Raw genomic sequence first — 26,909 nt, 5'->3', positions numbered from 1 at the left:
CCCCATGGATTTACTAGAACTAAAAGGCCCCCGCGGTAAAGACAACAGCCCCGGCCTGAAGAACACCATGTTCCTGGCATTGGAGGATGACTTCACCACGATCAAAGGGTTCAAAAAGACGACAGGGCCAGGTGACTCGGTAACCATTGATGGTTCCCACGCTTTCGCCGCCGATAAGGGCTTTGTGAAGGTGTACACCACCCTCGACACCAATACCCTGAAGCTGGACCCAACGGGAGAGCGTGACTCGCGTGGCAAGAAGATCAACTTCGAATTCTTCCACCCTGGCAACTCCAAGGAAGTGGCCGAGTTCGACCGTCAGATCAAAAACACGTCTGGCATCATGCTGGTGAACACGCCAGATGGCGAAGTGCTCCAGCTGGGTTCGGAAGGCCTGGGTGTTGAAATCTTGGGCAGCTACGACTCGGGCAAGCTCTCGGGTGGCAAGCGGGGCTTCACCTTCAAAGTAGAGGGCTATGCCAACGGCCTGGCGTTCTACGAAGGTGATATCAAGATTAAGGGTGGTGCTACTATTCCTGCGCCCACCGGCGCTTAAGCAGTGAATACCACCTGGCAAAAAATGCTGCGCCCGGACGTAGCTGCGAAGTATGAGGTGCTTCAGGTACCCGGCCGTTATCGGTTACGGGTGCTGAACTACCAGGAAATCGACCTCCGTACCCTCAGTGTGGCCGAGGCCGACGAGCTGGTAGTGAAGCAGGGCGGTTCCGAGTACTTCAAGCTTCGGAAGGTGCGCCGCACTGCCTCAGCAACTCCCAAATAGGGGGAGAAAGTAGGAGAAGATTTGGGTGTTGCTGACAAACGCCCCGGCCACTGGTCGGGGCGTTTTTGCGTCCTTTCGGGAGCGAGTTTCCAAGGGCAGCTTTGCCCTATGAATGTGGAAATTTCCAACTGGCTGGCCTCCGAGCAAGACTTTCCTGCGGGAGTGGCACTCTATGAGCAGCACGGCAAGAGTATCGTGATCAAGCGGCTGTTGGCCGCTGGTTCTACCTCCTACTCGCGAGAGGTGCTGGCCCGAGAGCTGGAGCGCATGGTGCAGGTGGCTCCCCTCCCCCTGGAGCCCGCTCCCGCTGTAGTTGTTCAAGTGGCCACAGTAACCGACGTGCTGAAGGCATTGCACCAGGCCCGCCGCCCGCTACTCAGTGAGCGGGAGTACCTGCATGCCCGGTTGGAGCTACTCGCGGATGCTGAGCGGGGCGAAGCCGCCCTGCGCATCCTGGATATCGGCGACGAACTGCAGAAAAGCTACGATGCGGAGGCTTACTACGAGAAATATGGCACCCTGCCGGAAGTGCTACCCGAGGCTGCGCCGGCTCCCGAGCTAGCCACCCTCACCGATATGGGCGAAATCCGCCGCCATCTGGCCCTGCAGCGCACTCAACGCTCCAAGTTGAAAGACCGGCCCGACCGGCTGGATGACTACGCTCAGGTGCTAGCCAACATCGAACTACTTGAATCCAAACTATCTCAATAATGCAGACGGAAGAAATTACACCCCTATCCTGGACTACCGTGCAGCGCACCGTGCGTGAGCTGGTGCCACTTGATTACAACCCCCGCATTCTGACTGAGGAAGGCCGCGCCCGCCTCATGCGCAGCATCCTGAAGTTTAATTTGGCCGAAATACCAGCCATTAACACGGACAACGTCGTGCTGGCCGGCCACCAGCGCCTGAGCATCCTCCTGGACCTAGGTCGCGGTGAGGAGATAATTGACGTGCGGATGCCCAATCGTCAGCTCACCAAAGAGGAACTGGACGAGTACAACATCACCTCCAACGTCGGTGCCGGTGTCTGGGACTACCAGAGCCTGCAGGATAACTTCGCCCATATCGATCTGGGTGCCATTGGCGATACCAGCATGCTGGAAGGCTTGGCCGCGCTGGCGAACATGGGCCTGGAGGCCATGCCCTCCGAAGAGCAGGAGTTCGACCCCACCCCGCCAGTGGACCCGATATCGGTGCTCGGCGACGTGTACGAGTTTAGCAGCCCAGGACGGGCGTTAGAGCATCGCCTGGTGTGCGGCTCGTCGACGGACTCGGACGTTGTGGCACGCGTGCTCAATGGCAAGCTCATCGACCTGGTTAATACCGACCCGCCTTACAACGTCGACTATCAGGGCAAAACCAAGGATGCGCTGAAGATTGAGAACGACAGCATGGATAATGCATCGTTCCGCGAGTTCTTGTACGATTACTACACCAACTGCTTCACTTTCATGAAGCTGGGCGCGCCCATCTACGTGTTTCACGCAGACTCCGAAGGCGCCAATTTCCGGCTGGCCATGCAGGAAGCGGGCCTGAAACTCTCGCAGTGCCTGGTGTGGGTGAAACAGGCCTTCGTGATGGGCCGGCAGGATTTCCATTGGCAGCACGAGCCCATTCTCTACGGCTGGAAGGAAGGCGCAGCCCACAAGTGGTACTCTGACCGCAAGCAGACCACCGTGCTCAACTTCAACCGCCCGAGCCGTAATGGGGACCATCCCACCATGAAGCCCCTGGACATCCTGGAGTACCAGCTGGAGTGCTCCAGCAAGTCTGGTGACGTCGTGTTTGATGGCTTTGGTGGGTCAGGCTCGGTACTGGTGGCCTGCGAGAAACTGGATCGGAATGCCCATGTGATAGAGCTTGATCCGCGCTATGTGGACGTACACGTGCGCCGCTGGGTGAAGTTTATGCGTGATAACCAGCGTCGCTTCGTGGTGACGCGCAACGGGGAGGAAATGACCGATGGCGAACTTGCCCGTTACGAGTAATCCGAACTACTCCAGCACCACTGAAACGGCGCTGGACCGTATCCGTGCCTCCTATTTGCACGAGGGGGCAGAGGACCGGCTTACGCCCGACGATAAGAAGCGAAAGGAGCATTTGGAGGCTGCCCACGGCTTGCTAGTGAACTACCACAGCATGGAGCAAGCCGTTCCTTTGCTGGTAAGTCGCTACGATATCAGTCGGGCCACGGCCTATCGGCGGTGCACCGAGGCTATTCGCCTGTTTGGCGATGTGACGCGCTCCTACAAGGATGGCATCCGCCATATCCTGTACGAGTTTGCCATGAAGGTATTCCAGCTCGCCGCCAGTGCCAAGCCACCAGATTTGAAGGCCATGAACGGGGCCATCAAGAATATGAGCATTCTAAAAGGGCTGGATAAGGACGATTCCAACGCGCTGAGCCCTGAAGTGCTGGCAAACCGCACCTACGTTCTCAATGTCACTATTGGGGCTGGTGGGAAGGATGTGCAGGTTCCGCTTGGCAACAACTTAAACAAACTTGATCCGAGCACCTACGCGCAGCTCGTCGACGCGGTGGAGAAGTCCGACCCGACGCTGGCTCAGATGGAGCAGATGCTGCGCATGGCTGAAGATGAACCGGAAGAGGAGGCCGAGCAGCATGATGACTAATCGGCCTGATGTAAAGGAGCTGAAGTTCAATAGGCCTCAGCTGCGCTTTATCCTTGCGAAGCTGGCCTCTGCGGTGTCGCTCTGGAGCCGGGCCACTGGCAAGTCTACGCTCATCGCTTGGCTGATGCACATGATTGTGCAGCACATGCCGCGCAGTGCATGGGGCCTGGTAGGCTCGACGTATGGCCAGATTCTGACCCGTACGCTGCCCTCGACGATTGACGCGCTGGAAAAGCTCGGCTATTTCAAGGATGTGCATTATTTCATCGGTCGTAAGCCACCTCCCTCGTGGGGGTGGCCAGAGCCGTTTCAGCGCCCGGTGAAGTATGACAACTTTATCATTTTCTACACGGGAACTGGTTTTCACCTCATTTCTCAGGATGGGGGCAGCAGCTCGTCGCGCGGTTTGAACCTAGATGGCTGGATTGCGGACGAAGGCCTGCTCCTCGACCGCGAAAAGCTCGGCACCGATGTAATTGCCTCCAACCGCGGCAACCTGGGCATCTGGGACTGCCCGCTGCATCATGGCAAGTTCATCTTCTCGTCGATGCCCTGGGGTGATCAGGGCAAGTGGCTGCTGGAGGATTCCGCATACTACGAGCGGGATGGAGTCGACTTCAGCCAGGTCCGAAACCAGATGATTAAGCTGCAGGTGGAGTTCGTGGATAGCCGGGCCACGAGCACACGCATGGCCTTGTATCAGGAGATACTGGACCTAAGCGCCCAACTGCGCTTCTATGCCAACCCCAAGTCCATGGCCGCGGGCAAGAACAAGATACCCAAGGGCCTGCTCTACTCTGAAGCTAATATCTTCGATAACCTTCTCAATATTGGGGTAGGCTATTTGGAGGAGCAGCGTCGGGAGCTTTCGGACTTTGTGTTCCTTATCGAAATTCTTAACCAGCGGCCGGCCACGGTAGAAGCCGGCTTCTACCCCAAATTGAATATCGGACACCATGCCCAGGAGTGCATGGCCAATGATTATATCGCGGGCCTTAACTTCAATATCGGCCGACTGCGACAGCCTGGCTGCCTGATGGATTCCGACTGCCTGCCCTTTGTCCCCCTTCGTGGGGCAGTAGACTGGGGTAGCAAGATTAGTGTGATGACCATCGCCCAGATCCACAAGGATGCGGGTGAGTACCGGTTCCTGAAGGACTTCTATGTCAAGCACCCTAAGCTGATCGAAGACCTGGCCAAGCTGTTCTGCGACTACTATGAGCACCATCATCTGAAGGAGTTTCACTTCATAGAGGATAGCGAGTGGGGTAATGCGCGTAAGCCGGATAGTAAGCTGACCTACAACCAGCAGTTCGCTGAATGCTTACGAGAGCGGGGCTGGCGCGTGCGCTTCTTCAATCAAGGGCGCGTGCCTAACTATGCTATCCGCTATAAGCTGGGCATCGACCTACTAGGAGAGTCGGATACGCGTCAGCTGCTGATCCGCTTCAATAAGGTCAACAATAAGAATACCCTTACGGCCATGAGCATGGCCCCGCTTAAGGAGAACAGCCGCGGCGAGATAGAAAAGGATAAGACGTCCGAGCGCAAGAAGACGATACCAGGCGAAGAGGCGACTCACTTCACCGACACCGTGGACCTGCACTTCATGAGCATCGATAAGCATGTAGTCCGCTCAACTCCCGAGGCCGCGGGCCTGCTTATCGTGAGCAGCTAAGTATCATGTAACCGACATCGATGTCGGTCAGTTGATTGGAAATACTGTACAAAGCCCGTTTGCTGCTTGCAAACGGGCTTTTGTGCGTCCATTGCGCCTGGCATATATCCTCTGGGGCGCTCGTGGAAATTTCCGGCCGGGACAGTGCGCGTCGGGGTGAGTACCGACAAAATGAGACGGAATAAACCCGCTAAGTCCAAAAAACGGCCTTCCTGATAGTACTAGGGCAATATGCTGTGAGATTGACCCTTTTAGCCCCCGCCCTTACCTCATTTTACTGTCCTTTTTCCCGCTTTCATAGCGGCCGAATTTCGTCTCGATGATTCCTAATTCGATACGACTTGCGGACGCTTTGCGCGAAATGGAAGAAGCTCAAACGGGCTTCACATTGCGGTTCGTACAGGCTGACCGCAAGCGCAAAAAGGCCGGCACTATCGTGGAATGGCACCACTGCAAATTATCCCGGCCTCGGCAGGCGCAACGCAAGAAGATAGGCACGCCCACTAGTACCCTCCCTCCTGCCAGCCGGCAACCCAATCATTACGCTAACGCGACCCGCAACCTGGTGCAGGGCCGCAGCACGCAGGTGCGAAAAGTGCATATCTGGCTAATCCTGGCCTTCAATGGTAAAAAAGTAGTGCTATCATGAGTGTTGTAGTTAATGAAGACCTGACGGTCGGTTATTCTGACGCGGGCGGCATAATGGTGCGGACCGGCATCAGTGCCGCGACCTCTGGAGGTGGCATTAGCTCTGCCGACACACCAGGGGATGAACCCACCACATCGCTGAAAAAAGAGTCAGGCAGCGAAGCCATTTCGCCTTGGGGTGATGACAACCTGTTTCCGCAGAACGTCATCAAGGACATTGAGAAGAGCACCATCCTGCCCTCCGTATTGGAGCGCAAAACATCGATGATGTATGGCGGTGGGCTGGTCTATGGCATCATAACCGGGAAAGACAAATCCGGCCGGCCCATCTTCGAGGCGCAATCCATCCCAGAAATCGACGAGTTCATTGAGTACTCGCGCCTCGACCGCTACGGCTTCGAAGGCCTGCATGATATCAACACGTTTGCCAACGCCTTCCCTGAAATTATTCTGTCCAAAAACCGGAAGAAGATTAAGGTGGTGACCATTCAGGAAGCTGCTTGGTGCCGGTACCTGAAACCAAAGAAAGGCACCCTGCCTGGCGTTGTAATCAATGCCAACTGGGCCGATGGCGGCAAGTCCGACGACCCCGACGCGACCATCGTTCCTGTCATCGACCCTTACTTCGACGCGGTGGGCAACCTGCGGGCCCGCAAGGATGGCTTTAAGTTCATCTATCCCCTAAGCATTCCCAGCCCCGACAAGGCACTGTACCAGCTGGCCTCGTGGAATTCGGTGCGCCGCTCGGGCTGGCTCGACGTGGCCGCAGCCATTCCTGAGTTCAAGAAGATGCTCTTCAAGAACCAGCTATCCGTCAAATACCTTATTGAGGTTCACTCTGCCTATTGGGAGTGGAAGTTTGGTGATTGGGATGCTCTGACTCGCGAGGAGAAAAAGAAGCTGTTAGAGGATGAGATTCAGGCTTTTAACGATGTGATGCAGGGCACCAACGGGGCCGGTAAAACTGTGATGACCACCACCATCCTGGACAAGAAAACCGGGCAGGAAGTGTCGGCCTTCAAAATCACGGCCATCGACGATAAGCTGAAAGATGGTATTTACATCGAAGACTCGCAGGAGGCCAGTAGCCACATATATACCGCAGTGGGCGTAGCACCCAGCCTAATGGGGGTAAGCCCTGGCAAGGGTATGGGCGGTGGCGCTGGGGGCGGCTCTGAGCCCCGGGTGCTGTTCAACAATTTCGTCAGCACGGCGCAATTCCAACTAGACCTTCTGACTGCCCCGCTCAACCTGGTGTCCCGCTATAACGGCTGGCAGGTGGAGGGCAAGCCAGTCGTGTGGCGCTTCCTCAATCCCTTCATTATGTCGCAGGACGAAAGCAAGCCTGCGCAGCAAGAATCCAAGTAATTATGTCCCTTATCACTAGTCTCGATCAATTTCGGGAGCACGTAACGGTCGACCGTACTGGCTTCTCGCTATCCTCTATCATGCCGGATATGCGGCTCGTAGAGCAGGAGCGCATCAAGCCCCTCATCGGGGCTGCCCTCTACTACCAGCTGGATGGCAAGGTAAAAGTCGGGTCGGAGCTTACTGAAGCCGAAGCCGACGTGCTGGCGTTGCTGCGCCGGTCCATCTCATACCTGGCCATGGTAGGGTACCTGCCTCTGAGCCAGGTGCACATTTCAGACCTCGGCGTTTCGGTGTTTACCACTGCTGATCAGAAACAGCCCTATCAGTGGCAGATCAACCAGCTGCGCAGCAACTTCCAAGGCAAAGGCTACAATGCCCTGGAGCAGGCGCTGAACCTACTGGATGAGCACCTGGATGCGCCCGAGTTCGAAGCCTGGGCAACATCAGCCGCGGCAACTGCCTCGCACAAGTTCTTTATCAACACGGCGACTCAATTCTCGGAGCACTATAACATTGGCAACTCGCGGCTTACGTACCTGGCCCTGTTGCCAACGCTCCGGAAAATGGAGCGCTTCAGCCTGGAGCTAGTGCTTGGTACTAAATACTTCCTGGAGCTGAAGGAACAGATAATGGACCGCGACCTGTCGGCTGAGAACCTGCAGGTGCTGGACCTCTTCGTGCGGCCCGCCCTGGCGCACTTAGTTATCGCCAAGGCAGTGCCTGAAATTGGCCTGGGGCTGAATGGCGATGCCATTGAGCTAAATGTGTATCGCCTCGACGATGCCAACCAGAAGGAAGCCGATGCCTCGTTGGATAACCTACTGACGCTGAAAGTGCAGCAAGCGATGAGTGATGGTAATGTGTATCTGGAGCGCATGAAGCGCTTCTTGAACACCCATGCCTCGGAGACGAAATATGCTACCTACTTCGCCTCCAGCGCTTACCAGTCCCCCAACGCGCCCCGCGCAACGGTGAAAACTGCTCCTGACGGGGCCATATACGGCTGGATGTAAGATGGATTTAGCTCTTAAACTCATCACGCTGGTCATTAGCGCCATCAGCGTAGGAGCCGCCGTGTACAACGTGCTCACTGCGCGCACTCACCAGAAAGACCAGCAGCAGAAAGCTAAGCTCGAGGCAACCTGGGACCTGGCCAAAAAGAACGAACAGAACATCGACAACCTGGAGAAGCGCATGGGCGAGTGCGAACAGCGCACCGAAAAGCGCCTGGATCAGATTGCCCACGATATCGGCGCTGTCAAGAACATGTTTACTGATTTTATCATCGATAACCTGCGCCATGCGCGAAAATGATTATGCAAGCACCTAAACCCAATTACCTCCGCTTTGCCGGCTGTTCACTACTTCTTGCCGCTTTCATTCTGATCGGCTTGCCCTACCTGCTCCACTTCTTCGATGAGGGCGCAGGGGGCTTTACTGTCGACAAGTTCAACACGCTGGCCTTAGCGGCCCTGCTCGTGCTGGCCGCCATTCACATCGCCTTCTTCGTGTATCGCCGGCTGTTTCCCCGCTTTTACGACTACCTGCGGGAGTGTTTGGAAGGGGAAGGAAAGCTCTTTGAAAACCTGACCGACGAACTCCGAGGGCCCCTGTATTCCATCGACAACATCTATCCGGACCATCTCAATAAACTTATCGAGCGCCGGAAGGTGGCTCAGTTTCAACTCCTATTACGATGCGTAAGATTATCCTTCTGCTTATTGGTATTGGGCTTTTTGCTCTGGCTGGCCGTGCACATGCTGACAGTGGCCATGACCGTACTTCCGACAGCCTCCGCGCCCGCGTCGTTGCTGTAGCCATCTCCCAGCTGGGTGTACGCGAGGTGGGCAACAACGCCGGCCCTCAAGTCGAGAAGTACCAGCGCTTCGGTGGCGGCAGGAAGGGAGATGCCTGGTGCTCATGGTTTGTGACCTGGTGCCTACGAACGGCCGGCGTGCTGACAGCCAAGTTTGGTGCGGCCCGCTCCTGGTTTGATAAGCGCCATGTCATTTGGCGGCAGGGCCGTGGAGCCACTCCTAAGCCTGGCGACTTAACGGGCTATCAATGGGGCGGAAGCCACATCAACCACGTCGGCATTATAGAGCAGTGGGGCGCAGGAGTGAGCTGCCTGACCATTGAAGGCAATACGGGGGGCGGTCGGGCCTTGCTGCGAGAAGGGCAGGGTGTATATCGAAACTGGCGAGATAAGCGGCAGGTCCAAGTGGTAGCAAATGTGATTGATAATCCGAAGTACTGATGCTGAAACGACTATTCTTATTTGGGCTGCTTACGTGTTTGAGTTGCGCTACGGAGCGCCCTATCCCTCCGCTGCTGCGCCCGCTGAACCTGGACTCGTTGGAGCGAGTGGCGCAGCTGCCTCCGTACTTGGTGCCGCCACCGGCTCAGGCTACTCCCAAGCAGGCCGAGGCCTGGCGGGACTCGCAGGTTAAGATGCTGGGGAATGTTGGTGCGCCGGCCCGGAAGGTCAAACTGAAAAACGTGGGCAACACGGACGATCACTCTTCTGTGAAGTCGGGCATTACAGGCGGGCAGATTACAACTGCTGTCATTGTGCTGGGTGTGCTTGCCCTGTTGCTTTGGCTCGGGCCGCGTTTTTTGCGCGGTGGGTTATAAGCATTCACTTATCTTCGTCCCGCTAACGTTTTGGAATACCCTTTTACCGAGCACCTCGGCCGTCGACATACGGCTGGGGGGTAGTGCGGGAGCATGACCCGTATGCTTTGGGTGCTCGGAAGAGTGTTCTAAAACGTTAGCAGCGATTCCCCCAGCTTGCCCGACTGCTATGGCTACCGATGAACGCGCCGACGAGGCCCCCAACTTACCGCTGGTAAAACCTGCGGGCATCACCAACGACGAAATCTGGCGGCTCTGTGAGCGGTACAGTATTGAGTTTACGCCGCCCACTGCGCGCGATATGCAACTCTTCGGCATCATAAAGGCGCTGGAGGACATGGTTGACTTGCTTGGTCACCGCCCCTAACCCACACTAAGCCTCGGCCCATCAGCCGGGGCTTTTTGTATCCGATTGCACTGTGCGTGCCGCTGACTTGACTGTTCGTGGAATCTGCTCATTTAGCTTGATAGGGGCTAAAAACGATGCGTTGTTTGTCCTACTAAAACGCACGCACCTATGACCAGCCAGCCTACTACCCGCACCGAAGCCGCCGAACTTTTTGGATACCTAATGCTCTGCCCAGCCAGCGAGCGGCCCTTAGGTTTGTACCGTACCTTCCTGCTGCAGATAAAGGGGCTGCGCTAGATCGACTAGATGCCCTTGGCAATTTGCCAGGGCTTTTTTGGTTATTTTGCGGGATACCAAGTAGTAGAGGGAATGATGAGCCAGGCAGATATGCTTAAAGTGGCGCTCGCAAAACTTCATGCCAGCCCCCCCAAGTCAAACCTAGCTCGCATCGCTGTTGAAGTAGAATCGCATCCTTTCACTACCACTCCAGCGTACCGCCATGTACACTTTGAGCGTGGAGAAGGCGGTGAGTGGCACTTCAAGAAAATAGAGTAGTGTTAGCTTCGTCGCGGACCTAAAGCAATAAGGCTTTATTGCTTTAGGTCTGAGCATCGTTTTCAGTAAGTTTGGTAATACATCATACCACTTATATGAAAACGCTACTCGTTATCACCTTGCTTGCCGCATTGGGGTTCGTTGGCCTGGCCCAGGACACGCCTCCTATTGCGGTGGCGAAAACCATGACCGGTCTTAAGGCCGGGCAACGCTCCCTTATCCTGGAGGATGGGGTGAAGCGCTATTCCAAGTTCAATTTTTACGCCACCACAAAAGGCAACCGTGCCCGGCAGTTTGCCAACGAGGGTGCCGTACTGGCGCTGCTCGACAGCTTGGGGTGGGATGTAACGCCAAACGGCCAGGAAAAAACGCCCTACACAGAGTACAACCTGTATATGCTGAAGAGAAAGCCAACCCCGCCTGCTCAGCCTTAGTTAACTTTTTGCCTTGCGTTAAAGCCTCGCTGACCTGCAACAGCGAGGCCTTTTCTTGTTAGATTGTCCCTCCTATTCACTCTACCACTACATGGCTAAGCAAAACGATTCCCGTACGCCAGAAGAAGCCACCCCTGAAAATCGCCCAACCGCAGGTGTCGTATCCACTCCTATATGCGGCATTATTATGCCCATTGCTGGCTCAACTGAATATCCCGCTGAGCACTGGGCACAGGTAAAGAGTATTATTTCAGAGGCCGTTCGGGACGCAGGGTATGAAGCGCGACTCGTTAGCGATGGGAACAACTCATCTATTATTCACTCTCGAATCGTCACGAACATCTACCAGGATGAAATAGTGGTCTGTGATGTGAGCAACCGCAACCCAAACGTGATGCTGGAACTGGGCTTGCGTTTAGCATCTCAAAAGCCTGTAATTGTCATTAAAGATGACGTAACCCCCTACTCGTTCGACTCCTCGCCAATAGAGCACATCCCCTACCCAAAGGGACTCGACTATTACAGCATAAATGAATTTAAAAGGAAGCTGACAGCACGCATACACAGTGATCTTGACGCAGTAAAAAAAGCCGGTTACAAATCGTTCTTGGACAGCTTCTCTATTCCGCACCTATCTCTTGGCTCCCTTAAGACGGAGGAATTGGGGTTGAAGGACTACTTGGAAGCTATGGAAAGTCGAATTGTGGAAAACATAGAATCGCGCCTTCCGTCGAAACAAGATAAATCGTCTCCTACTAGTCATTTAAAACCCTACGTAAACTACACCCCCCGCTTTACTCCTGAAATTGAGGCCGTCATTCATAAATATTTTCTGACATCAGACAACATATCTATGGATGAGGAATATGTTTCTGCGCTGTTAAAAACTATTCAAGATTCAGGCGTTGTTTCTCAGTATGGTCAATACTGGATGCAACCTGATGGTCATTATCAGATTCGAACATCGTTAAAGAAATCTATTCGGGATCACCTTGCCCAGATGGATCATCTATAAGCTTGCTTTCCAATACAGCCCCTCCCACAGGAGGGGTTTTTTTATGTCCTTTTTCCTCAATTCGGGTGCGCGGAGCTTTGGGAAACCTACTTCCCAAACATGGTCGATATCCGCATTGCTGGCCGGCATCGCCTGGCTCCTAACTCCTGGAACACCCTCACCCGCCCCGAGCTTTTGCGGGTGGTGAGCCTGCTATTCAGCCCCCACCGCAACGAACTCGACTTACGCCTGCGCCTGCTCTGCGTGGTCCTGAATATTCGATTGCCGTTCCTGCTCTCGTTTACCGATGTGCAGCTGGCCCAACTCCTGCCCTTGGTTGGCTTCATCACGGAAGGCAATGAGCTTACGGCCCAACTACTGCCCAGCGTACGGGTGCCATGGCGTCGCCAGCGCTATTTTGGCCCGCGCGACTCGTTTCGCAACCTGCGCTTCGCCGAGTTCATCTTCGCCGATAGCTACTTCGTGCGCTACAGCCAGGACCGCGCCCCCGAGCTGCTCAATAAGCTGTTGGCCGTGCTCTACCGCCCCCAGCGCCGCGACTACCGCCCTCACGATGCTGACTATGCCGGCGACCGACGCGAAGAGTTCAATGAGCATCTGGTGGAGGCGCGGGCCAAGCACCTGGCCCGTTTACCCGACGCGGTGAAGCTCGCCATCTACACCTGGTATGCGGGGTGCCGCGACCTGCTCCAGCAGCTGTACCCTCACGTTTTTCAGCCTTCCAATCAGGAGACCGCCTCAGCCAAGGGCTGGGACTATGTGCTACGTGAAATGAGCGGTGGCGCCTTTGGCACGCTGGCCGAAACCAGCCAGCAGAACACGCTCATGGTGCTGGCGAAAATTGAAGATGACCAGGAAGCAGCCGAACGCATCCGCCAGCAACAAGCCCAACAAACTCATAGCTAATGCGCCACCAACAGTACACCTCGATGTGCCGGCTCCTGGCCAGCACGCACAAGGACATCCAGCACTCGGCCGACCAGTGCCGCTTTCTGCGCATCCTTATCAGTACCGATCCAGTGCAGAAGCAGCTGGACTTATCCGAGTTCTACAGCAGTCTGCGCACCCGCCTCGATCTGCCCGGTGACAGAGCCGCTATGGTTGTCGAAAACTATCAGGCCGACTACGACGACAACAAGGGGGATGCCTACCACAAGTTTCACCACAGCAGCTTCATGATTTTGAAGAAAGTGGAAGTCGGGGACTTTGACGGGCGGGACGCGGCTATTGATGAGACCGAGCGAATTGGCGAGGAGCTGATTGCTACGCTTATCGAGCAGCTTAATGAGGCTGGCATGTACATCACGCCGGCCGAAGTAATGCAGGAGGCCGTGGGGCCAATCAACCAGATACTGGTAGGGTGCCGCTTCAACTATGTATTCCGCAGCTCCGCACGTCGGGCGCTGACTCACAACCCAGATAATTATATCAACTGATGGCAGGTGAACGATTAGCCAAACTGGTGCTGGAGATGGTCCAGCCCGATGATGGGCAGCAGATTTCTATTTGGCTAGCAGGAGCCTATCGAATTTTCACGGCCCGCACAGGGTATGTGGATATGAATAATGGGTCCGGTGAGTACCAGGTTATTTATAACCTGCCCACCATTCCTCCTTACCCCCTGCAGGTATCTACCGACCGCCTGGCCTATGTGATCCAGAAGAAGCTGCAGGCATTAGGTCTGGGCGGTGATTATACTGTTACCAGCTCCTTCCACATCAACCAAGGTGGGCTTGACGCTGATAACGATGGCGTGGTGGATGACCCCAGCGTGAACGTCCCCGAAAACAGCAAAGGGCAGATCGTTATTCAGGCTACCCGCTACGACGACAGCCTGGATTTTCAACCTTCTATTCTCCCCGCTTCAGGGTACTCCGTTCAATTCCGAGACTTGGAGCGCCTCTCCACAATCAAATCATTGATTGTTAAGGAAACGGTTGTACATGCCACCATTTTCGGAGCCGCTAACGGCTCCGTTACGCTGGCCGTTAGCAATGGCACTGGCTCGTATGCTTATGCCTGGGCTGATGGCCCCACTACTCGGGATCGGGCCAACGTCGCAGCGGGAAACTACCCGGTTACGGTAACGGACACCGCAACTGGAGCCAATACTACCATCACCGTTCTGGTAGGGCAGCCTGAGCGGCTGACCGTGGTGGTGGACCGCCTCAATAATGATGTCACACTCCGGGTGAGTGGAGGCATTCCTGGCTATACCTATCTGTGGGAAGATGGCTCCACCACTTCTGGTCGGCTTGATCTAGAAGCGGGCACCTATACCTGTCTGGTTACTGATTCGGCGGGTGCCACCGTGGAGGCGTCAGTCACAATTGACTCCTATCGCTTTTACTTCTCTCAAAACCCGGTGCTGCTGGAGCTGGATGCCGGCGAGGAATACCGCGTGGACCCAACAACCAAGCCCAACCTCTCTTTTCTGTGTGAGGTATTGATTGAGCCCGACTATATGAGCGAGAACTTCGTGCGTATTGGGGACCCAATTGAGCAGCCCGCTGACCGCATGGGCCGCACAACTTTCGAAGTACAGGCGTTGCTGGATGCCTACCTGAAAGAGCACTTACCCGATCTGGATCAACCCCAGGTGAGCCGCGCGGACTCCCTGTTCAAACGGTTTTATCTGAAGTATTGGGAGCGTTTTGGTGAGGTACCAGAAGATGGCGTGCAGCGCACCGAACAGCAGAACTACGTGCTGCTCGGTGGCCTGGACTTTTACGAGTATGCTGCGCGTACCTGGTTCAACACGTATCAGGCCGCGGCAAAGCCATTTCTAACCTGGCAACCCGATAATAAACTGGTGTATGCGGACCAGCCGGAATACCTGTATTTCATGGCCAATTCGTTCACCCTGGCCGCGTTCAAGCTGAAGGTGCGGGTTACGTGCTCTGATGGTAGCCTAGAAGAGTTCGACACCCACACGTATGCCAATCCGCGCCGGTTTGAGGTGTTTTGCCTGCCCGTAGGTTACTTGCCCCTTGGCCTAAGTCGGTTCGAATCTGCTACTCGCCGGGTGATTAGCTGGGTGGTGCAAGTTATCGACGACGCTCGTGTGCCGCAGTCGGAGCAGCGCCGGTACCGGCTGGAGTACCGCTACGCAGCTCAGCGCCGCTATTTCCTGTACACCAACAGCCTCGGTGGAGTGAATACCCTAGCGTGTATCGGAGAGGGCAAAGCTACCCTCACACCTACCCAGGAGGAGGCAGACCGGGGCCCCAGCCCATACTACAACCCACTGGATGGTGATTCCATTATTCTGGATACCTCGGGCCCACTTACGCTGACAGTCAATACCGGCCTGCTCAAACGGGCAGATATGGTTAACCTTCAGGACTTCGTGCTGAGCGCGCGTGTAACGCTGCAGCGCGATGGGGCTTACTGGCCGGGCAAAGTGAAAGCCAAGGCGCTGGAGGCATATGCCGATGCTGATACCGTGCTGACCCACGAGTTCGACTTCGTAATGCCACGACAGCGGCTGTTTACCCCGCGCCTGCCCGTTCGGTCGGCTGCGACAACGGTGCCCGTTCGGGCTGGGGAAGGAGGAGCATTATGATCCGAATGACTACCAATACCGGCGAGGAACTTGACCTGGCCGGCAACTCCCTCAGCCTGGAAATTAAGAACCCCTTCTTTGAGGAAGATGCCATTCCTGGCACGTCTTCTCTTCCCTTCCGCTTTGGCTGGACCCGCAATAACCTGCGTGGCCTCAACTTCCCTCACCGGTTTCGTGGTGCTGGCCGGCCAGCTGCACTGCCCATCAACCTGTACATAGATGGGCCGCTCTGGAAGGTAGGTGCGTTAAAGTATCTGGAGTGCGACGAGAGCAAGAAGCGACTGTCCTACAATTTCGTCGCCGATGCGCTGGACTTGCGGGAGCAGATCAAAGGCATCCTCATTTCCGACCTGGACCTAGGTACAGTGCCCTTTGTTCGGGACAACAACCAGACTGATTATGCGCTGCTTCCGGTGCGGAATACTGCCTTCTACGGCGACAAAAACAAAGCTTTCAAGGGCGTGCTGAACTACTACGGAGCCAATGGTTACGTGCAGCAATCCAGCCCTCAGCACGCTTTTGCGCCCCAGCCCTACCTCGTGCCCATCTTCCGCAAGGTGATGGCGCATTTTGGCTGGCAGGTAGTTGGTGAAATTCTAGAAGACCCCGAAATCAAGTCGGCGGTTATCTACAGCGACCGGGCACTGGAGGATGCAGCTGGGGCCGTGCTGGCGCAGGTTGTCCTAGCGCAGCACGTGCCCGCCATATCCGTGGCTGACTTGCTCTTGGCGCTGCAGGGCCTATTCACGGTGGGCTACGACTTCAATCCGCAGCGCCGCGAGTTGCGAGTAAGGCAACTAGGTCATGAGCTGGCCCGCACCGACTACAACGACCGGAGCGGCAAGCTGATTCGCAGTAAGCCCAATGAGACCACAGGGTGGGTGCTGGCCCAGGAACCTGACAACAACGACGAGCTAGATAAAACGCTGGATGTAAGCTGGCAAGAGCTACGAATTGGTGCTGGTGGCCAGGAGCTACGGGTGGAGGCTGGCACCCTGCACATGGTACGTGAGGCTGATCCATTGGCCGCGGGCCGTAGTTGGTTGGTGCCAGCCATCGAAGCGAAAGGGGCCAGTGCGGCTTATGAGTTGGGCGAGGCCAGCCGGACTGGCCTGCGACTGCTCTTCAACCGCGGTTTACAACCGGACAGCCAAGGAGCGGCTTACCCGCTGGGTTCCTCGGGCAATGTGAGTTATTCAGGCACGCAGCTGGGCCTGCTCACGCTGCTGTGGGATGGGCCGAATGGATTGTATGCTCGCTTCGCCAAGCCGTGGCTGGACTTTCGGAGCCGTTCAACCGAGTCGGAGTACGAGATGCCCTTCAACCTGGGGGACCTGCGCAGCATCGACCCAGGTCGGATGGAAATGGTGGACTACCACCTGCGGCTTTGGCAGCAGATCAACGTGACTATTGACCTCCAGCGCAAGCTCACCAAGGCTACCATCTTTTATCAGGAAGTGCGATGAATGAAGATCCTAAACCAGCTGATATCCTGGCTGAACGCAACCAAGCGGCTTTAGAATGGCTGAAGTTCACCATCGAGAAGTTTCGGGCCAACATAAAGAAGCTCCGCATCGGCTCCACTGGCGAACTGTACCAGAGCTTTCTGGGCACCCTAGTTGGGGGCGCTGGAGGGGACGAGCTGAAGCTACGCCTGGTCTATGCCATTCAAGGCATGTACGTGGATATGGGGGTTGGCCGCGGCATGGGCGCGGGTGCCAGCAAAGGTTCGAGCGACTACAACCGGTTTCGCAATGAAAAGGGGAAGCTGCATCGGCATGTGCGGAAGGCTAAGCGCTGGCAGAGCAAGCAGCTGGCCCGCGAGCAGCACCGCCTCGGGGAATTAATGAGTGATATCACCGGCAATACTCTCATCGCATCGGTGAATATGGCCGTGCCTAATCGTGTAGAAATTAACTTATAAGTGAAGTTTTATGGCTGGTGAAACCGAAAAACGGACAGTAGAAATAATCGTCAATGGGCAGAAGGCGCATGCCAGCCTGAAGGAAATGGATGCCGCGGCTGCGGTGCTCTACAATCAGTTTCGTAAACTCTCTGCTGATGATCCTGGCCGCGCCAAGCTTCTGGCAGACTACCACGAGCTGAAGGGCCGGGTAAATGATGTGCGCGCAGAGCTGAAGGGAGTAAGCGAATCCACTGGCTTTTTAAAGCAAGGGTTTGCTAATGCGTTTGCTATTTTCACTGGTGGAGGACTGCTGGAGGTGGTGCAGAAGGTGTGGGGCTTCCTGACTTCTTCTAGGGAGGAGTACCAGGCCAGTGCCCGAATTACGGCAGACTTAGAAAACACCCTGCGCAGCACAGCCCATGCGGCAGGCCTGACTGCTGACGAAATCAAAGCCATTGGCGAAGCCCGAGCCAAGGTCACGCTCTTCGACGACGACGAGTCGAACGCAGCCAGCGCGATGCTGCTGACGTTTACCAACATTAAGAAGGGCGTGTTTGAAGATGCCCTGCCAGCTATTCAGGACATTGCCACCAAGATGGCAGGTGATGGGCCGGCTGACTTGAAAGGGGCCTCTATTCAAGTGGGTAAAGCCTTGAACGATCCGATCAAGGGCATTACTGCTCTGACGCGCGTAGGGGTAACCTTTACCGAGGCCCAGAAAGAACAGATTACCCAGATGGTGAAGGCGGGCAATACTGCTGGAGCCCAGAAGCTGATTCTATCTGAACTGAACAAAGAGTTCGGGGGCTCGGCAGAGGCAGCTCGTAAGGCGGCAGGCGGCATGGCCACACTCTCAATGCGGTGGGGTGAGTTCAAGGAGACCGTTGGCGAGAAGGTTTCGGCAGGACTAAATGCTGCCTCGCAGTGGTTCGGCGAGCTGCTCGATAAGTCGCAGCCCATCGTCGACGTGTTTGTGGAGTTATGGACGGAAGCGGCCAAACTCTATGACAGTCTCTATGAAATTGCCGAGGGTTTGGGGTTGGTTTCTTCTTCGGGCAACTCAGCTGGTATCGTGGCCAAGGTGCTTACTACCTTGTTTACACTGCTGCTGGCCCCGATCAAGGCGGTGTACAGCATTGTAAACTTTCTGGCCGATGGCTTCATCAATCTCTATAATAAGAGTGAGATATTCCGCGGGTCAGTTGGGGGTCTGGTGGAAGTTTTCAAGTCAATTGCTAAGTCTGCTTGGGACAGCTTAGGTGGCGTGGCTGACTTGTTGGTGGGCATTTTCACCCTGGATACGGACAAGATTAAGGCAGGCCTTAAGCTGACATTCGATTCGCTTTCTGACCTGACGTACAAGGCTGGGGCGAATGCAGCGGGCAATTTTCAGGCTGGCTACGCTTTGTCAAAGGATAAGCGCATCGTCCGCAAAGTGAGCGTAGAAACCGAAACGAGTGGTTCAGGCGAGGGCGCATTACCCACCAGCACCAATTCAGGGCCTGCTGAACTATCCGAGAAGGAGCGCCAGAAAGCTGAGAAAGCACGTGAAGCGGCCCTAAAAAAGGCCCAAGACGCGCAGAATAAGGCTGATCAGACCCGGCTTAACGCCCTAAAGAAGCAGGTAGAGTTTGAAAGCAAACTGGAAGATGCCCGCGTGGATGCCATCAGTGATGGCCACGAGCGGGAAATTGCTGGCGTACTGCTGAAATATCGGCGTAAAGCAGCGCTGGTGGAGGGAACGGAAGCTGAGCAGGCCATGCAGCTCAGTGCCATCCGGGAGGATCAGGAGCGCGAACTGCAAGCGCTATCGGCCAAATATCAAAAGAAGGCCGATGACGATAAGAAGGACCGTTTTGAGAAACGACTGGCAGAGGAAGATTCCCAAGAAACCGAGCGGGAGGCAGTTATTCAGGCCAAGTTTGAGGACCTGCTAATCACGGAGGAACAACGGGACCAAATGCTTTATGAGGCTAAGCGGGCCTCCTTGGAAGCTAAGCTAGCCATGGAGGAAGCGTACGGTGGCAAAACCTCGGCCCTGTATATGAAAACGCACAAGGAGCTGGAAAAGCTGGATCGGGCGGCCACCAAGGAGGCAGAAGCAAATGCCAAGAAGCGGGCAGATGCAATGACTAAGTTTTTGGAAATGACGATGAAGACGCAGACGGACGCGCTTCAACTCACTATTGATATCCTGAGCCGGGACGAGGAGGCCCGGAAGCGTAATGCGGGTCTGATCCGCAGTTTCACCATGGCTAAGCTTATCCTGGATGGCACCCAGGAAATCCAAGGTATCTGGACGGATGCGGCTCAGAACCCCTTCTGGAAGCTGCTGCCACCTGGTGCCAGTACTGCCTACGCTATTGCCCGTTCTGCTATTGCTGCAGTCCGGACAGGATTTGCTGTGTCGCAGGTAAAGGCTCAGCAGTTTGCAAAGGGTGGTCGGACAGGCAGTGGCATCGGGGCAGGAGCCAGCGCTATCAATCCAATGGGCCAACTGATGGAAATGTCAGGCGTTAGTGTTGCCTCCAATGGCAAACTCGTTGACAATACTGGGTTTGCTGTAGCAGGCATTGTGCACCAGGACGAATATGTTATCCCCAAGTGGATGCGCGAAGATCCACAGGTATTGGCCGTTGAAAATTGGCTGGAGGCAAAACGCTTGCGTGGGTATGCTGAGGGTGGTGGCACTACCGAAGGCGGCAGCCAGGCGGTGGCCCCTATCACTGTCGCGGGCACCGATACTGAACTGATGCGCGAGATGCTCAGCGTGCTTGGCCGGCTTGATCACCGGCTGGTAGGCGTGGAATCCTGGCGGCGAGACTTGAATGTTTCGCTCAATATACTGGCCCTAGAGAAAGAGCAGCAGATGCTCGATACCCTTCGAGTGGAATCGGCTATTCGAAAAGGCGACTAAGATTAGGGGCTTAGCCTCTAATTTTCTTTCACATAAATATCCCCATCAAGAGTATACTATATTTAATTTGCTAACGTTTTTGGTTTGCTAACGTTTTTAGTCATTAAGAGCTTCTTTTCACCTCTTCTCTTTTACCTATGTCGACGACAACAGAAATTCCTAGCGGACCCGTTGTAGTGATCGATCCAGTATCGAAATCGGTTCTAGACTTTCGCCCCTTCTTTGAGTTGCTACATAGAAAATATGGTGGTGACAAAGAGCAGCTGGTACACGCACTCAATCAGCTGACGACTTATATGATGCGAGGTCCGGAAAGCAATGAGTCTGCTACTACTCTCCGGTGTCGGCTTAACTTGGTGGCCGACTTATCAGCTGCCATTGATAGTGTCTCTATCATCCAGGCACCCTAGCTCTGCCGTTCAAGCTCCCCTCTCTTTCTATTGCCCAACCTCTACATGCCATGACCGCCTCGCTATTCCAGTGAGGCGGTTTTGTATTGCCCCTACCCTATCCAAAAAACCTCCGTTTTCTGGACACTTTTAGCATCCCTCAAAACAACCCTAAAAACACAGATTTTCAAGGCTATTTTTGGCACCCTTTTTTGGACACCATTTTGTAGCTTTATGAACCATCACCTATGATAAGTTCAGAGATACTATGTCAAACAAACAAATTCCTGTTCCTGAAGTAACATTCTACAACCACGTCGAAGGAATTATTGATGGTCTAAAAGAAGATATTAAGGTTGCGGCATTCTATGTGGAACATCGAAGCACCCAACCTGATGATCGTAACAAAATTTTTTTATATGAAGAGTTTCAAGACACTATTAAACAGAGAATAGCTAAATCAGGGACAACATCAGAAGTTGATGAAGTGATTGTCAGTGGCAGTGGAGACAAGATGACACTTCACGAACTTTGGGGAATAGCCAAGCGACTAGATCATAAAATACTTAGAGAGAAACGCAATGAAGATTTTGTTTATTTATCTTCATTTACTCATCTAGTTACTTTATTGGATGCAGCATTAATAGATATTGTTAAATCTTTAATGGAGTTGATACCTGAATTATTATGGTCTGATGCTAAATCAATAAGTTATTCAAATCTATTTAAAGCCAATTCACTAGATGAGTTAAAAGCACACATTATTGACAAAGAAATCACCTCATTTGGATTTAAGTCATTAAAAGAGCAGATTGATTATATACATAAATTTTCAAAGTTAACATTGATAAAGAATAACGAAATGTTGAATAATTTAATAGAAATTAGAGAAACAAGAAATATTATAATACATAACAAAGGAGTTGTAAACTATATATACAATAGCAATGTGCATAATAGCCAATATAAAATAGGCGATTACCGCACAGTAGATGCACCATATTTTGCTGCATCCTCAAATACACTTATAGATTTTATTAATTACTTCACTAGCAAACTATTGTATAAATATGCTCCCAACTATAGAATAAACGAACAATGGAAAAAAGAGGGGAAAGAACTAACCGTTGGCAGGGATATCAGAATTGACAGAGATGGATTATAGTACTCTTATATGTAAGCCATCATCTTAATTCAAATGAGCATCAAACCGAAAGACAATTGGTAAGCACGTGAGTGAACAAGTAAAATTGCCTCCAACTCTCCAACAGTATATGTTGGAACATAGTCTGCGCGAACTGCGGGAGCTTTGCGACTCATCCGTATTGGAGCAACCCGCACTAACGTATTCGTGCCATGACCAAGTGCGTGCATACCTACAGCAGGCGCGACAACTTATTGAAGTTGCCTATCAGAAAGCTGCTGAAACGGGCTGCCTCAACCTGCCCGAACATAAGCGGCCACCCAAAGGCTTTGTATTCGTGTAAATGAAGGCAGCCATCTATGCCCGCGTGAGTACCCGCGACAAGGGCCAGGACAATGAGAACCAGTTGCGTGAGCTGCGTGCCTTCGCCGAGCGTCTGGGCTATACTGTATATAAAGAGTACACCGACCAGGAGTCAGGCGGCAAGGCTGACCGGCCGCAGTTCAAGCAGCTCTTTCAGGATGCCCACCAACGGCGCTTCGACGTGGTACTCTTTTGGGCGCTGGACCGTTTCAGCCGCGAGGGAGTCACCGAAACCCTTAACCACTTACAAAAGCTATCCTTAGCAGGGGTGCAATTCAAGAGCTACACAGAGCAATACCTAGACTCCACTGGGATGTTCCGGGATGCCATTATCAGTATCCTAGCCACTATCGCTAAGCAGGAGCGAGTGCGTCTGGGGGAGCGAACTAAGGCGGGACTTGCCAAGGCTGTATCCAAGGGAAAGACGTTGGGCCGGCCAGGTGTTGATCCGGAGAAGCTTACTCAAGTGCAACGACTTAAGGCCACTGGAATTTCCAACCGGGCTATTGCCACTGCCCTCGAAATGTCCCCCAGCACAGTAGCTAAATATTTAAGACAATAGGTACTCTATTTAACTATTTTACTCTTAAGCCAATGCGTGAGATTCAAAGTCGTGTATAAAATCTTTAAAAAACATGCAATTATCTACCAACTTATCAAAATCCATCATTCTAAAAACATCTGGGCAATGCCCAGGTGTATACTTCTTTTTACTATAAGTAGTAAGGTTTTTTAGAATCTCTTTAGGCTCCTCGATTAACATTGGGTCGCCCGGGAAGGACGCAGCAGTACCGTAGTAATCGTTAAATGCATCGACTTCAGAAATAATCAATGTTTCTAACTCATAAACACTTAGCAGAAATATACCTTTACCTTCAACTGTTTTATTTATACCTATAAAGAAATTATATAGTTTACACAGTTTATTAAAATCCGAATTAAGAGAATCTAAATCTCTTACAACAACCACATAATCTGGCTTTTTCAATTTATACTCAATAGCCAAATCTAACCTAGCCATTCTATTATCAAGCATACTACCTGTTATACGAGGGAGTAATATCTCAAATTCAAATTTACCTGAGTATTTTTTTGAAAGAATTTCTTTAACAGCTTTTGTGTCATTAGGCGATTCACCAAACAAGCCAATCTTTTTCATAAATTAATCAGGACTTTTTTCAAGATCAGAAACGCGCCAATATTCACTTAAATGCACTTCATCCATATACATAAGTGCTTTTATACGCTCTTCATCATTTAATCTTTTAAAGACAGTACCTTCATCTCTATCAAATGTGCATATCAGCAATCTATCCAATTCATCTTTTTCCAATATGTCTAATGATTGAGGAGAATGAGTTGTAATAATTATTTGTTGTTTTTTTGACTCTTCCTTGATAAAATTTAGAAGATCATGAAATTGATGTGGATGGATTCCTAACTCGGGCTCTTCTACAATTGATATGCGTGCGCTTTCTCTTGAAAAGAATTCAAACTCTCCATCAGAAGTAGGCCTAGCCAGTTCCATATATGGCGTAGTTAACTCAGCTATTATATAAAAAACCCTTTTTGTGCCATCAGACAAACTATTAAAGGGAAGCCAATTTCCATTTACATTATACTCTAAAAATATATTACTAACGCTGGTTGATTTTTTATCCTCATCAACATGTATATTAATTGAGTTACTTAAACGAACCCCTTTAATTGGAGAGTACTTAGGAAGTATCTCATTAAATCTGATTAAAACAGGCGCCAATGCGTTTCCAAGTGAAATTCTAACCCGCTCGTTATAATTAATATCAGTGGATATTAAGTTATCCATAGCGCTTATAGAAACATCTAAGCTCCTCATAAGACTACAAACAAAATAAGGAAAGGCTCTGTTATTATGACCAGAGTATCCTAATAAACCTAATTCATCAGATTCGCCATCCTTATCAAATTCAAAGTTAAAGGGTTCGTTAAAGACCATTAAATGATCCATTGGCACCCCATGCCGAACGAATATCAATGTGTAAGGACCTTCAACTTCTAAATCATTGAAAAACTCCCTGAGTCCTTTATACCTTTTTTTATTATATTTTACAGTAACTTTAGAAACGCTCTGCCTAACGTCAATCAATGGGTCAAGCAATATTTTCTTTGCTTGCTTTTGATAATCAACACTTATTTCACTAGACCCTTTAAATACAAAATTTGCATTAACGTTAAAAGTACTTTCCGCATCTCTATTGAGTAAATTGTAGATGCTATTGAAGAAGGTAGTTTTCCCTACGCCATTTCGACCTATAACTATATTTAAACCCTGTAAAAAATTTACAGTAGCCTTCCGAACAGCATTAACATTCTCGATTGTGGCCTCACTTAAGAAAAGGTTTTTCTCCTCCTTTTCAGTTGACACCTTCGATTTCTTCGTCATTTTCTTATTATGTAAATTTTTGAGCTCAAGTACCTATCAACATGATTTGTGCTCTCAACTTGCATGCAAGATAGTGAGCCTAATAGGAGTTCCATTTATAGGCTTGTATCAATTCCTATAACAATGAATGAGCATGATACAATAAATCAATAATCGATACATTATTGTAACGATGTTGACATATTAATGTATCATTATAAAATTCGTGCGTCATCTATAGAATCCATTTTATCAATTTCAGCTTGCTTCATAGCTTCGTCGACGTGAACATATTTCATCGTCATACTCAGCTTTTTATGACCCATCAGTTTCTGGAGGACTTCGACTTTACCCCCTTTCCTGATAAAATTTGTAGCGAAGGTCTCGCGGCCAATGTGATGGTGCAGTTTGGTTTTAATGCCCAACCAATCGGCAATTTTCTGTAAAGCCCGATTGGTGTACTGATCGGTGTAGAGGAAAAACCCATCCGTACCATTCTCGGTCCGACTATCATTTAAGTACTTCAGCGCCCGCTTGGTGATGGGGAGTATAGTTTCCTTCTCATCGTATCGGAAGGTCTTCTGAATCTTCAGCTCGACTATCTGGCCATTAACCTTAGCCTCGCCCATCCGCTTCAGGTCACCAAGGCGCAGCCCGCAGTTGCAGCTGAAGAGAAACTTCTGGAGCATGCGCCGGTGGGTTGAGCCTAGCTCCGTGCGGTTGTAGTAGTCCTCCAAGGCGGCCAGCTCCTCCTCGGGTAGCGCTTTCCACTTGCCTTCCACCGTACTGTTAGTGAAGTACTCATACGGGTCCTCAAACGTAATTTTATCCCGCCGAGCTAGCTCAAGATAGGCCTTTACGTTGCGATGTCTACCCGAGCGTGTGTTGGTGCAACTCTTATGCACCTTCTTAAGCCAAGCATCGAAGTCGCCAGCAAACTTATGGCTGAAGGCATTGAAGGGCAGCACCGGTGTTTTTGTACCATCCTTCAAACAGCCCTTGTTAAGTGGCAGTGTTCGAGCGAATTCCTGAAGCTTTCGCCACGTAGTCACATGCTTAATCCGGGTGCTTTCTGATATCTGCCCTCGTTTGCCCCGCTCGGCAATGCGGTGTTCCATGTAACTCAGGAAGTCAGAACCACTAGCGGCAGTATTGTATTGGCGCAGGAACTCGTCCACGGTGAGCACTAAGTCTTCCTGCAGTCGGTACCGGACAAATATGTCGTTAGCCTTGGCGCGGGCCTGCCCGATGATCAGGTTGCTATCGTGAGCTGCGGTCTCTAGTGGCCGACCGATGGCTGCTTCGGTACGGGCCAGCAGGTTTTTATAGTCGGAGCCCTGCTTTTTTTTCGGCAGTTGGGCCAAACAGGTGCCGGCCTCCTCATCGAACAGAGCTTCTGGCCATGTTAGCTTCAGTGGGATGGGCACCACTTTTCGGTTTATGATGACCTGGAGGCGTACGGTATTCAAGCCATTTTTCTGCGCAGGTTTACGGAGGTTTACTGTAGCGGAGTAACTCACGTGTTAAACAGATGGTAAACGGTGAACGAAAAGAAGCCGCCTCCAACCTTCGTTTCCATTATAGAAACGAGGTTGGAGGCGGCTTTTTACTAGCCCGGAGGCTAAAGAGTACCAGAGACGGGACTCGAACCCGTACGTCCGTGAAGACAAGGGATTTTAAGTCCCTCGTGGCTACCATTACACCACTCTGGCAGAGGAGACTGCTTTTGCCCGCACAGGCACCTAGCAGCAGGATAGCACGACAAAGTAACTGCAAAATCAGCAAACGATGAAGGCAACGCTTCCTTTTCTGGCCCCGAACGGGCCTAAAGAGCAGGTAACACAGTTTTGGCGGGCCTGTTACGTACTGAAAGCAGTTGCGAGCAACCACACACAGCCTGCTATAAAGCAAAAGACCCTGCCGTTTAGCAGGGTCTTTACTTGGAGCGGGAGACGAGGTTCGAACTCGCGACCTCGACCTTGGCAAGGTCGCGCTCTACCAACTGAGCTACTCTCGCTTTTGATCTTGGCGCCGTAGTGGCGTTTTGATGTGACAAAGGTAATACAGGAAATCCTGAAGTCAAGAGCCAGCCCTAAAAAAACCGCTAGAAAATTCTGTTTTC

At 52.3% G+C, this 26,909-nt stretch carries 27 protein-coding genes and 2 tRNA genes; 24 read left to right on the top strand and 5 right to left on the bottom strand.

The window, feature by feature from the left end; genetic code table 11:
* Positions 1-4 precede the first annotated feature (4 nt).
* The 24 genes from ACYVHC_RS10475 (at position 5) to ACYVHC_RS10360 (ending at position 22,948) form a co-directional block, all read left to right on the top strand.
* Positions 5-556, top strand: coding sequence for a hypothetical protein (locus tag ACYVHC_RS10475; RefSeq protein WP_460613671.1), 552 nt, complete (start codon positions 5-7; stop codon positions 554-556).
* Positions 557-580: 24 nt separating this feature from the next.
* Positions 581-781, top strand: a complete 201-nt coding sequence (locus ACYVHC_RS10470; RefSeq protein ID WP_460613670.1) for a hypothetical protein — start codon at positions 581-583, stop codon at positions 779-781.
* A 108-nt stretch (positions 782-889) separates the two neighbouring features.
* Entirely contained in the window at positions 890-1,492 is a 603-nt protein-coding gene (locus tag ACYVHC_RS10465; protein ID WP_460613669.1) for a hypothetical protein, read from the top strand.
* A complete protein-coding gene (locus ACYVHC_RS10460) occupies positions 1,492-2,772 on the top strand; it encodes a DNA modification methylase (RefSeq protein ID WP_460613668.1) in 1,281 nt (426 codons plus the stop codon). The genes ACYVHC_RS10465 and ACYVHC_RS10460 overlap by 1 nt, the downstream gene beginning before the upstream one ends.
* Complete coding sequence (locus ACYVHC_RS10455) at positions 2,756-3,418, top strand: hypothetical protein (RefSeq protein WP_460613667.1); 663 nt, start codon at positions 2,756-2,758, stop codon at positions 3,416-3,418. The genes ACYVHC_RS10460 and ACYVHC_RS10455 overlap by 17 nt, the downstream gene beginning before the upstream one ends.
* Positions 3,408-5,096 carry a hypothetical protein gene (locus ACYVHC_RS10450; RefSeq protein ID WP_460613666.1) on the top strand — a complete coding sequence of 563 codons (1,689 nt, stop codon included), beginning with the start codon at positions 3,408-3,410 and terminating at the stop codon, positions 5,094-5,096. The genes ACYVHC_RS10455 and ACYVHC_RS10450 overlap by 11 nt, the downstream gene beginning before the upstream one ends.
* A gap of 361 nt (positions 5,097-5,457) precedes the next feature.
* Positions 5,458-5,745, top strand: a complete 288-nt coding sequence (locus ACYVHC_RS10445) for a hypothetical protein (protein WP_460613665.1) — start codon at positions 5,458-5,460, stop codon at positions 5,743-5,745.
* The gene (locus ACYVHC_RS10440; RefSeq protein WP_460613664.1) at positions 5,742-7,112 is read left to right on the top strand and encodes a hypothetical protein; all 1,371 of its coding nucleotides are present in this window, start codon (positions 5,742-5,744) and stop codon (positions 7,110-7,112) included. The genes ACYVHC_RS10445 and ACYVHC_RS10440 overlap by 4 nt, the downstream gene beginning before the upstream one ends.
* 2 nt (positions 7,113-7,114) lie before the next feature.
* On the top strand, positions 7,115-8,128 hold the full coding sequence (locus ACYVHC_RS10435) for a DUF6712 family protein (protein WP_460613663.1): 1,014 nt from the start codon (positions 7,115-7,117) through the stop codon (positions 8,126-8,128).
* A 1-nt stretch (position 8,129) separates the two neighbouring features.
* Complete coding sequence (locus tag ACYVHC_RS10430) at positions 8,130-8,429, top strand: hypothetical protein (RefSeq protein ID WP_460613662.1); 300 nt, start codon at positions 8,130-8,132, stop codon at positions 8,427-8,429.
* Positions 8,426-8,932: a hypothetical protein gene (locus tag ACYVHC_RS10425; RefSeq protein WP_460613661.1), complete on the top strand. Its 507-nt coding sequence runs from the start codon at positions 8,426-8,428 to the stop codon at positions 8,930-8,932. The genes ACYVHC_RS10430 and ACYVHC_RS10425 overlap by 4 nt, the downstream gene beginning before the upstream one ends.
* A complete protein-coding gene (locus ACYVHC_RS10420; protein ID WP_460614311.1) occupies positions 8,821-9,372 on the top strand; it encodes a CHAP domain-containing protein in 552 nt (183 codons plus the stop codon). Before ACYVHC_RS10425 ends, ACYVHC_RS10420 begins: the two co-directional genes overlap by 112 nt.
* Positions 9,372-9,749 (top strand): hypothetical protein, encoded by a 378-nt coding sequence (locus ACYVHC_RS10415; protein ID WP_460613660.1) that lies wholly within the window; start codon positions 9,372-9,374, stop codon positions 9,747-9,749. Before ACYVHC_RS10420 ends, ACYVHC_RS10415 begins: the two co-directional genes overlap by 1 nt.
* A 169-nt stretch (positions 9,750-9,918) precedes the next feature.
* Positions 9,919-10,116 (top strand): hypothetical protein, encoded by a 198-nt coding sequence (locus ACYVHC_RS10410; protein ID WP_460613659.1) that lies wholly within the window; start codon positions 9,919-9,921, stop codon positions 10,114-10,116.
* Positions 10,117-10,748: 632 nt separating this feature from the next.
* Complete coding sequence (locus ACYVHC_RS10405) at positions 10,749-11,087, top strand: hypothetical protein (RefSeq protein WP_460613658.1); 339 nt, start codon at positions 10,749-10,751, stop codon at positions 11,085-11,087.
* Positions 11,088-11,178: 91 nt separating this feature from the next.
* On the top strand, positions 11,179-12,102 hold the full coding sequence (locus ACYVHC_RS10400; RefSeq protein ID WP_460613657.1) for a hypothetical protein: 924 nt from the start codon (positions 11,179-11,181) through the stop codon (positions 12,100-12,102).
* 99 nt (positions 12,103-12,201) lie between these two features.
* Entirely contained in the window at positions 12,202-13,008 is an 807-nt protein-coding gene (locus ACYVHC_RS10395; RefSeq protein WP_460613656.1) for a hypothetical protein, read from the top strand.
* Positions 13,008-13,538 (top strand): hypothetical protein, encoded by a 531-nt coding sequence (locus tag ACYVHC_RS10390; RefSeq protein WP_460613655.1) that lies wholly within the window; start codon positions 13,008-13,010, stop codon positions 13,536-13,538. The genes ACYVHC_RS10395 and ACYVHC_RS10390 overlap by 1 nt, the downstream gene beginning before the upstream one ends.
* Positions 13,538-15,667, top strand: a complete 2,130-nt coding sequence (locus ACYVHC_RS10385; protein WP_460613654.1) for a SprB repeat-containing protein — start codon at positions 13,538-13,540, stop codon at positions 15,665-15,667. The genes ACYVHC_RS10390 and ACYVHC_RS10385 overlap by 1 nt, the downstream gene beginning before the upstream one ends.
* A 5-nt stretch (positions 15,668-15,672) precedes the next feature.
* Positions 15,673-17,133: a hypothetical protein gene (locus ACYVHC_RS10380; protein ID WP_460613653.1), complete on the top strand. Its 1,461-nt coding sequence runs from the start codon at positions 15,673-15,675 to the stop codon at positions 17,131-17,133.
* The gene (locus ACYVHC_RS10375; protein WP_460613652.1) at positions 17,130-17,591 is read left to right on the top strand and encodes a hypothetical protein; all 462 of its coding nucleotides are present in this window, start codon (positions 17,130-17,132) and stop codon (positions 17,589-17,591) included. Before ACYVHC_RS10380 ends, ACYVHC_RS10375 begins: the two co-directional genes overlap by 4 nt.
* A 10-nt stretch (positions 17,592-17,601) precedes the next feature.
* Positions 17,602-20,490 carry a phage tail tape measure protein gene (locus ACYVHC_RS10370; protein ID WP_460613651.1) on the top strand — a complete coding sequence of 963 codons (2,889 nt, stop codon included), beginning with the start codon at positions 17,602-17,604 and terminating at the stop codon, positions 20,488-20,490.
* A 657-nt stretch (positions 20,491-21,147) separates the two neighbouring features.
* Complete coding sequence (locus ACYVHC_RS10365; protein ID WP_460613650.1) at positions 21,148-22,044, top strand: hypothetical protein; 897 nt, start codon at positions 21,148-21,150, stop codon at positions 22,042-22,044.
* A gap of 322 nt (positions 22,045-22,366) precedes the next feature.
* Positions 22,367-22,948 carry a recombinase family protein gene (locus ACYVHC_RS10360; protein ID WP_460613649.1) on the top strand — a complete coding sequence of 194 codons (582 nt, stop codon included), beginning with the start codon at positions 22,367-22,369 and terminating at the stop codon, positions 22,946-22,948.
* Between the two features lie 24 nt (positions 22,949-22,972).
* Here ACYVHC_RS10360 and ACYVHC_RS10355 read toward each other — a convergent pair whose 3' ends face one another.
* The 5 genes from ACYVHC_RS10355 to ACYVHC_RS10335 all read right to left on the bottom strand — a co-directional run bounded on the left by ACYVHC_RS10355 (position 22,973) and on the right by ACYVHC_RS10335 (position 26,804).
* Positions 22,973-23,545, bottom strand: a complete 573-nt coding sequence (locus tag ACYVHC_RS10355; protein WP_460613648.1) for a hypothetical protein — start codon at positions 23,543-23,545, stop codon at positions 22,973-22,975.
* A 3-nt stretch (positions 23,546-23,548) separates the two neighbouring features.
* Positions 23,549-24,808 carry an AAA family ATPase gene (locus tag ACYVHC_RS10350; RefSeq protein ID WP_460613647.1) on the bottom strand — a complete coding sequence of 420 codons (1,260 nt, stop codon included), beginning with the start codon at positions 24,806-24,808 and terminating at the stop codon, positions 23,549-23,551.
* A gap of 194 nt (positions 24,809-25,002) precedes the next feature.
* Positions 25,003-26,256, bottom strand: coding sequence for a tyrosine-type recombinase/integrase (locus tag ACYVHC_RS10345; protein ID WP_460613646.1), 1,254 nt, complete (start codon positions 26,254-26,256; stop codon positions 25,003-25,005).
* Positions 26,257-26,416: 160 nt separating this feature from the next.
* Positions 26,417-26,499 (bottom strand) — tRNA-Leu (locus ACYVHC_RS10340).
* A gap of 229 nt (positions 26,500-26,728) precedes the next feature.
* Positions 26,729-26,804: transfer RNA gene (locus tag ACYVHC_RS10335), tRNA-Gly, on the bottom strand.
* Between the last annotated feature and the right edge of the window lie 105 nt (positions 26,805-26,909).

This window comes from Hymenobacter seoulensis (genome assembly GCF_054780535.1).
Note: the sequence above shows the minus strand (reverse complement) of the source record. Positions and strands in the feature narration are given on the sequence as shown.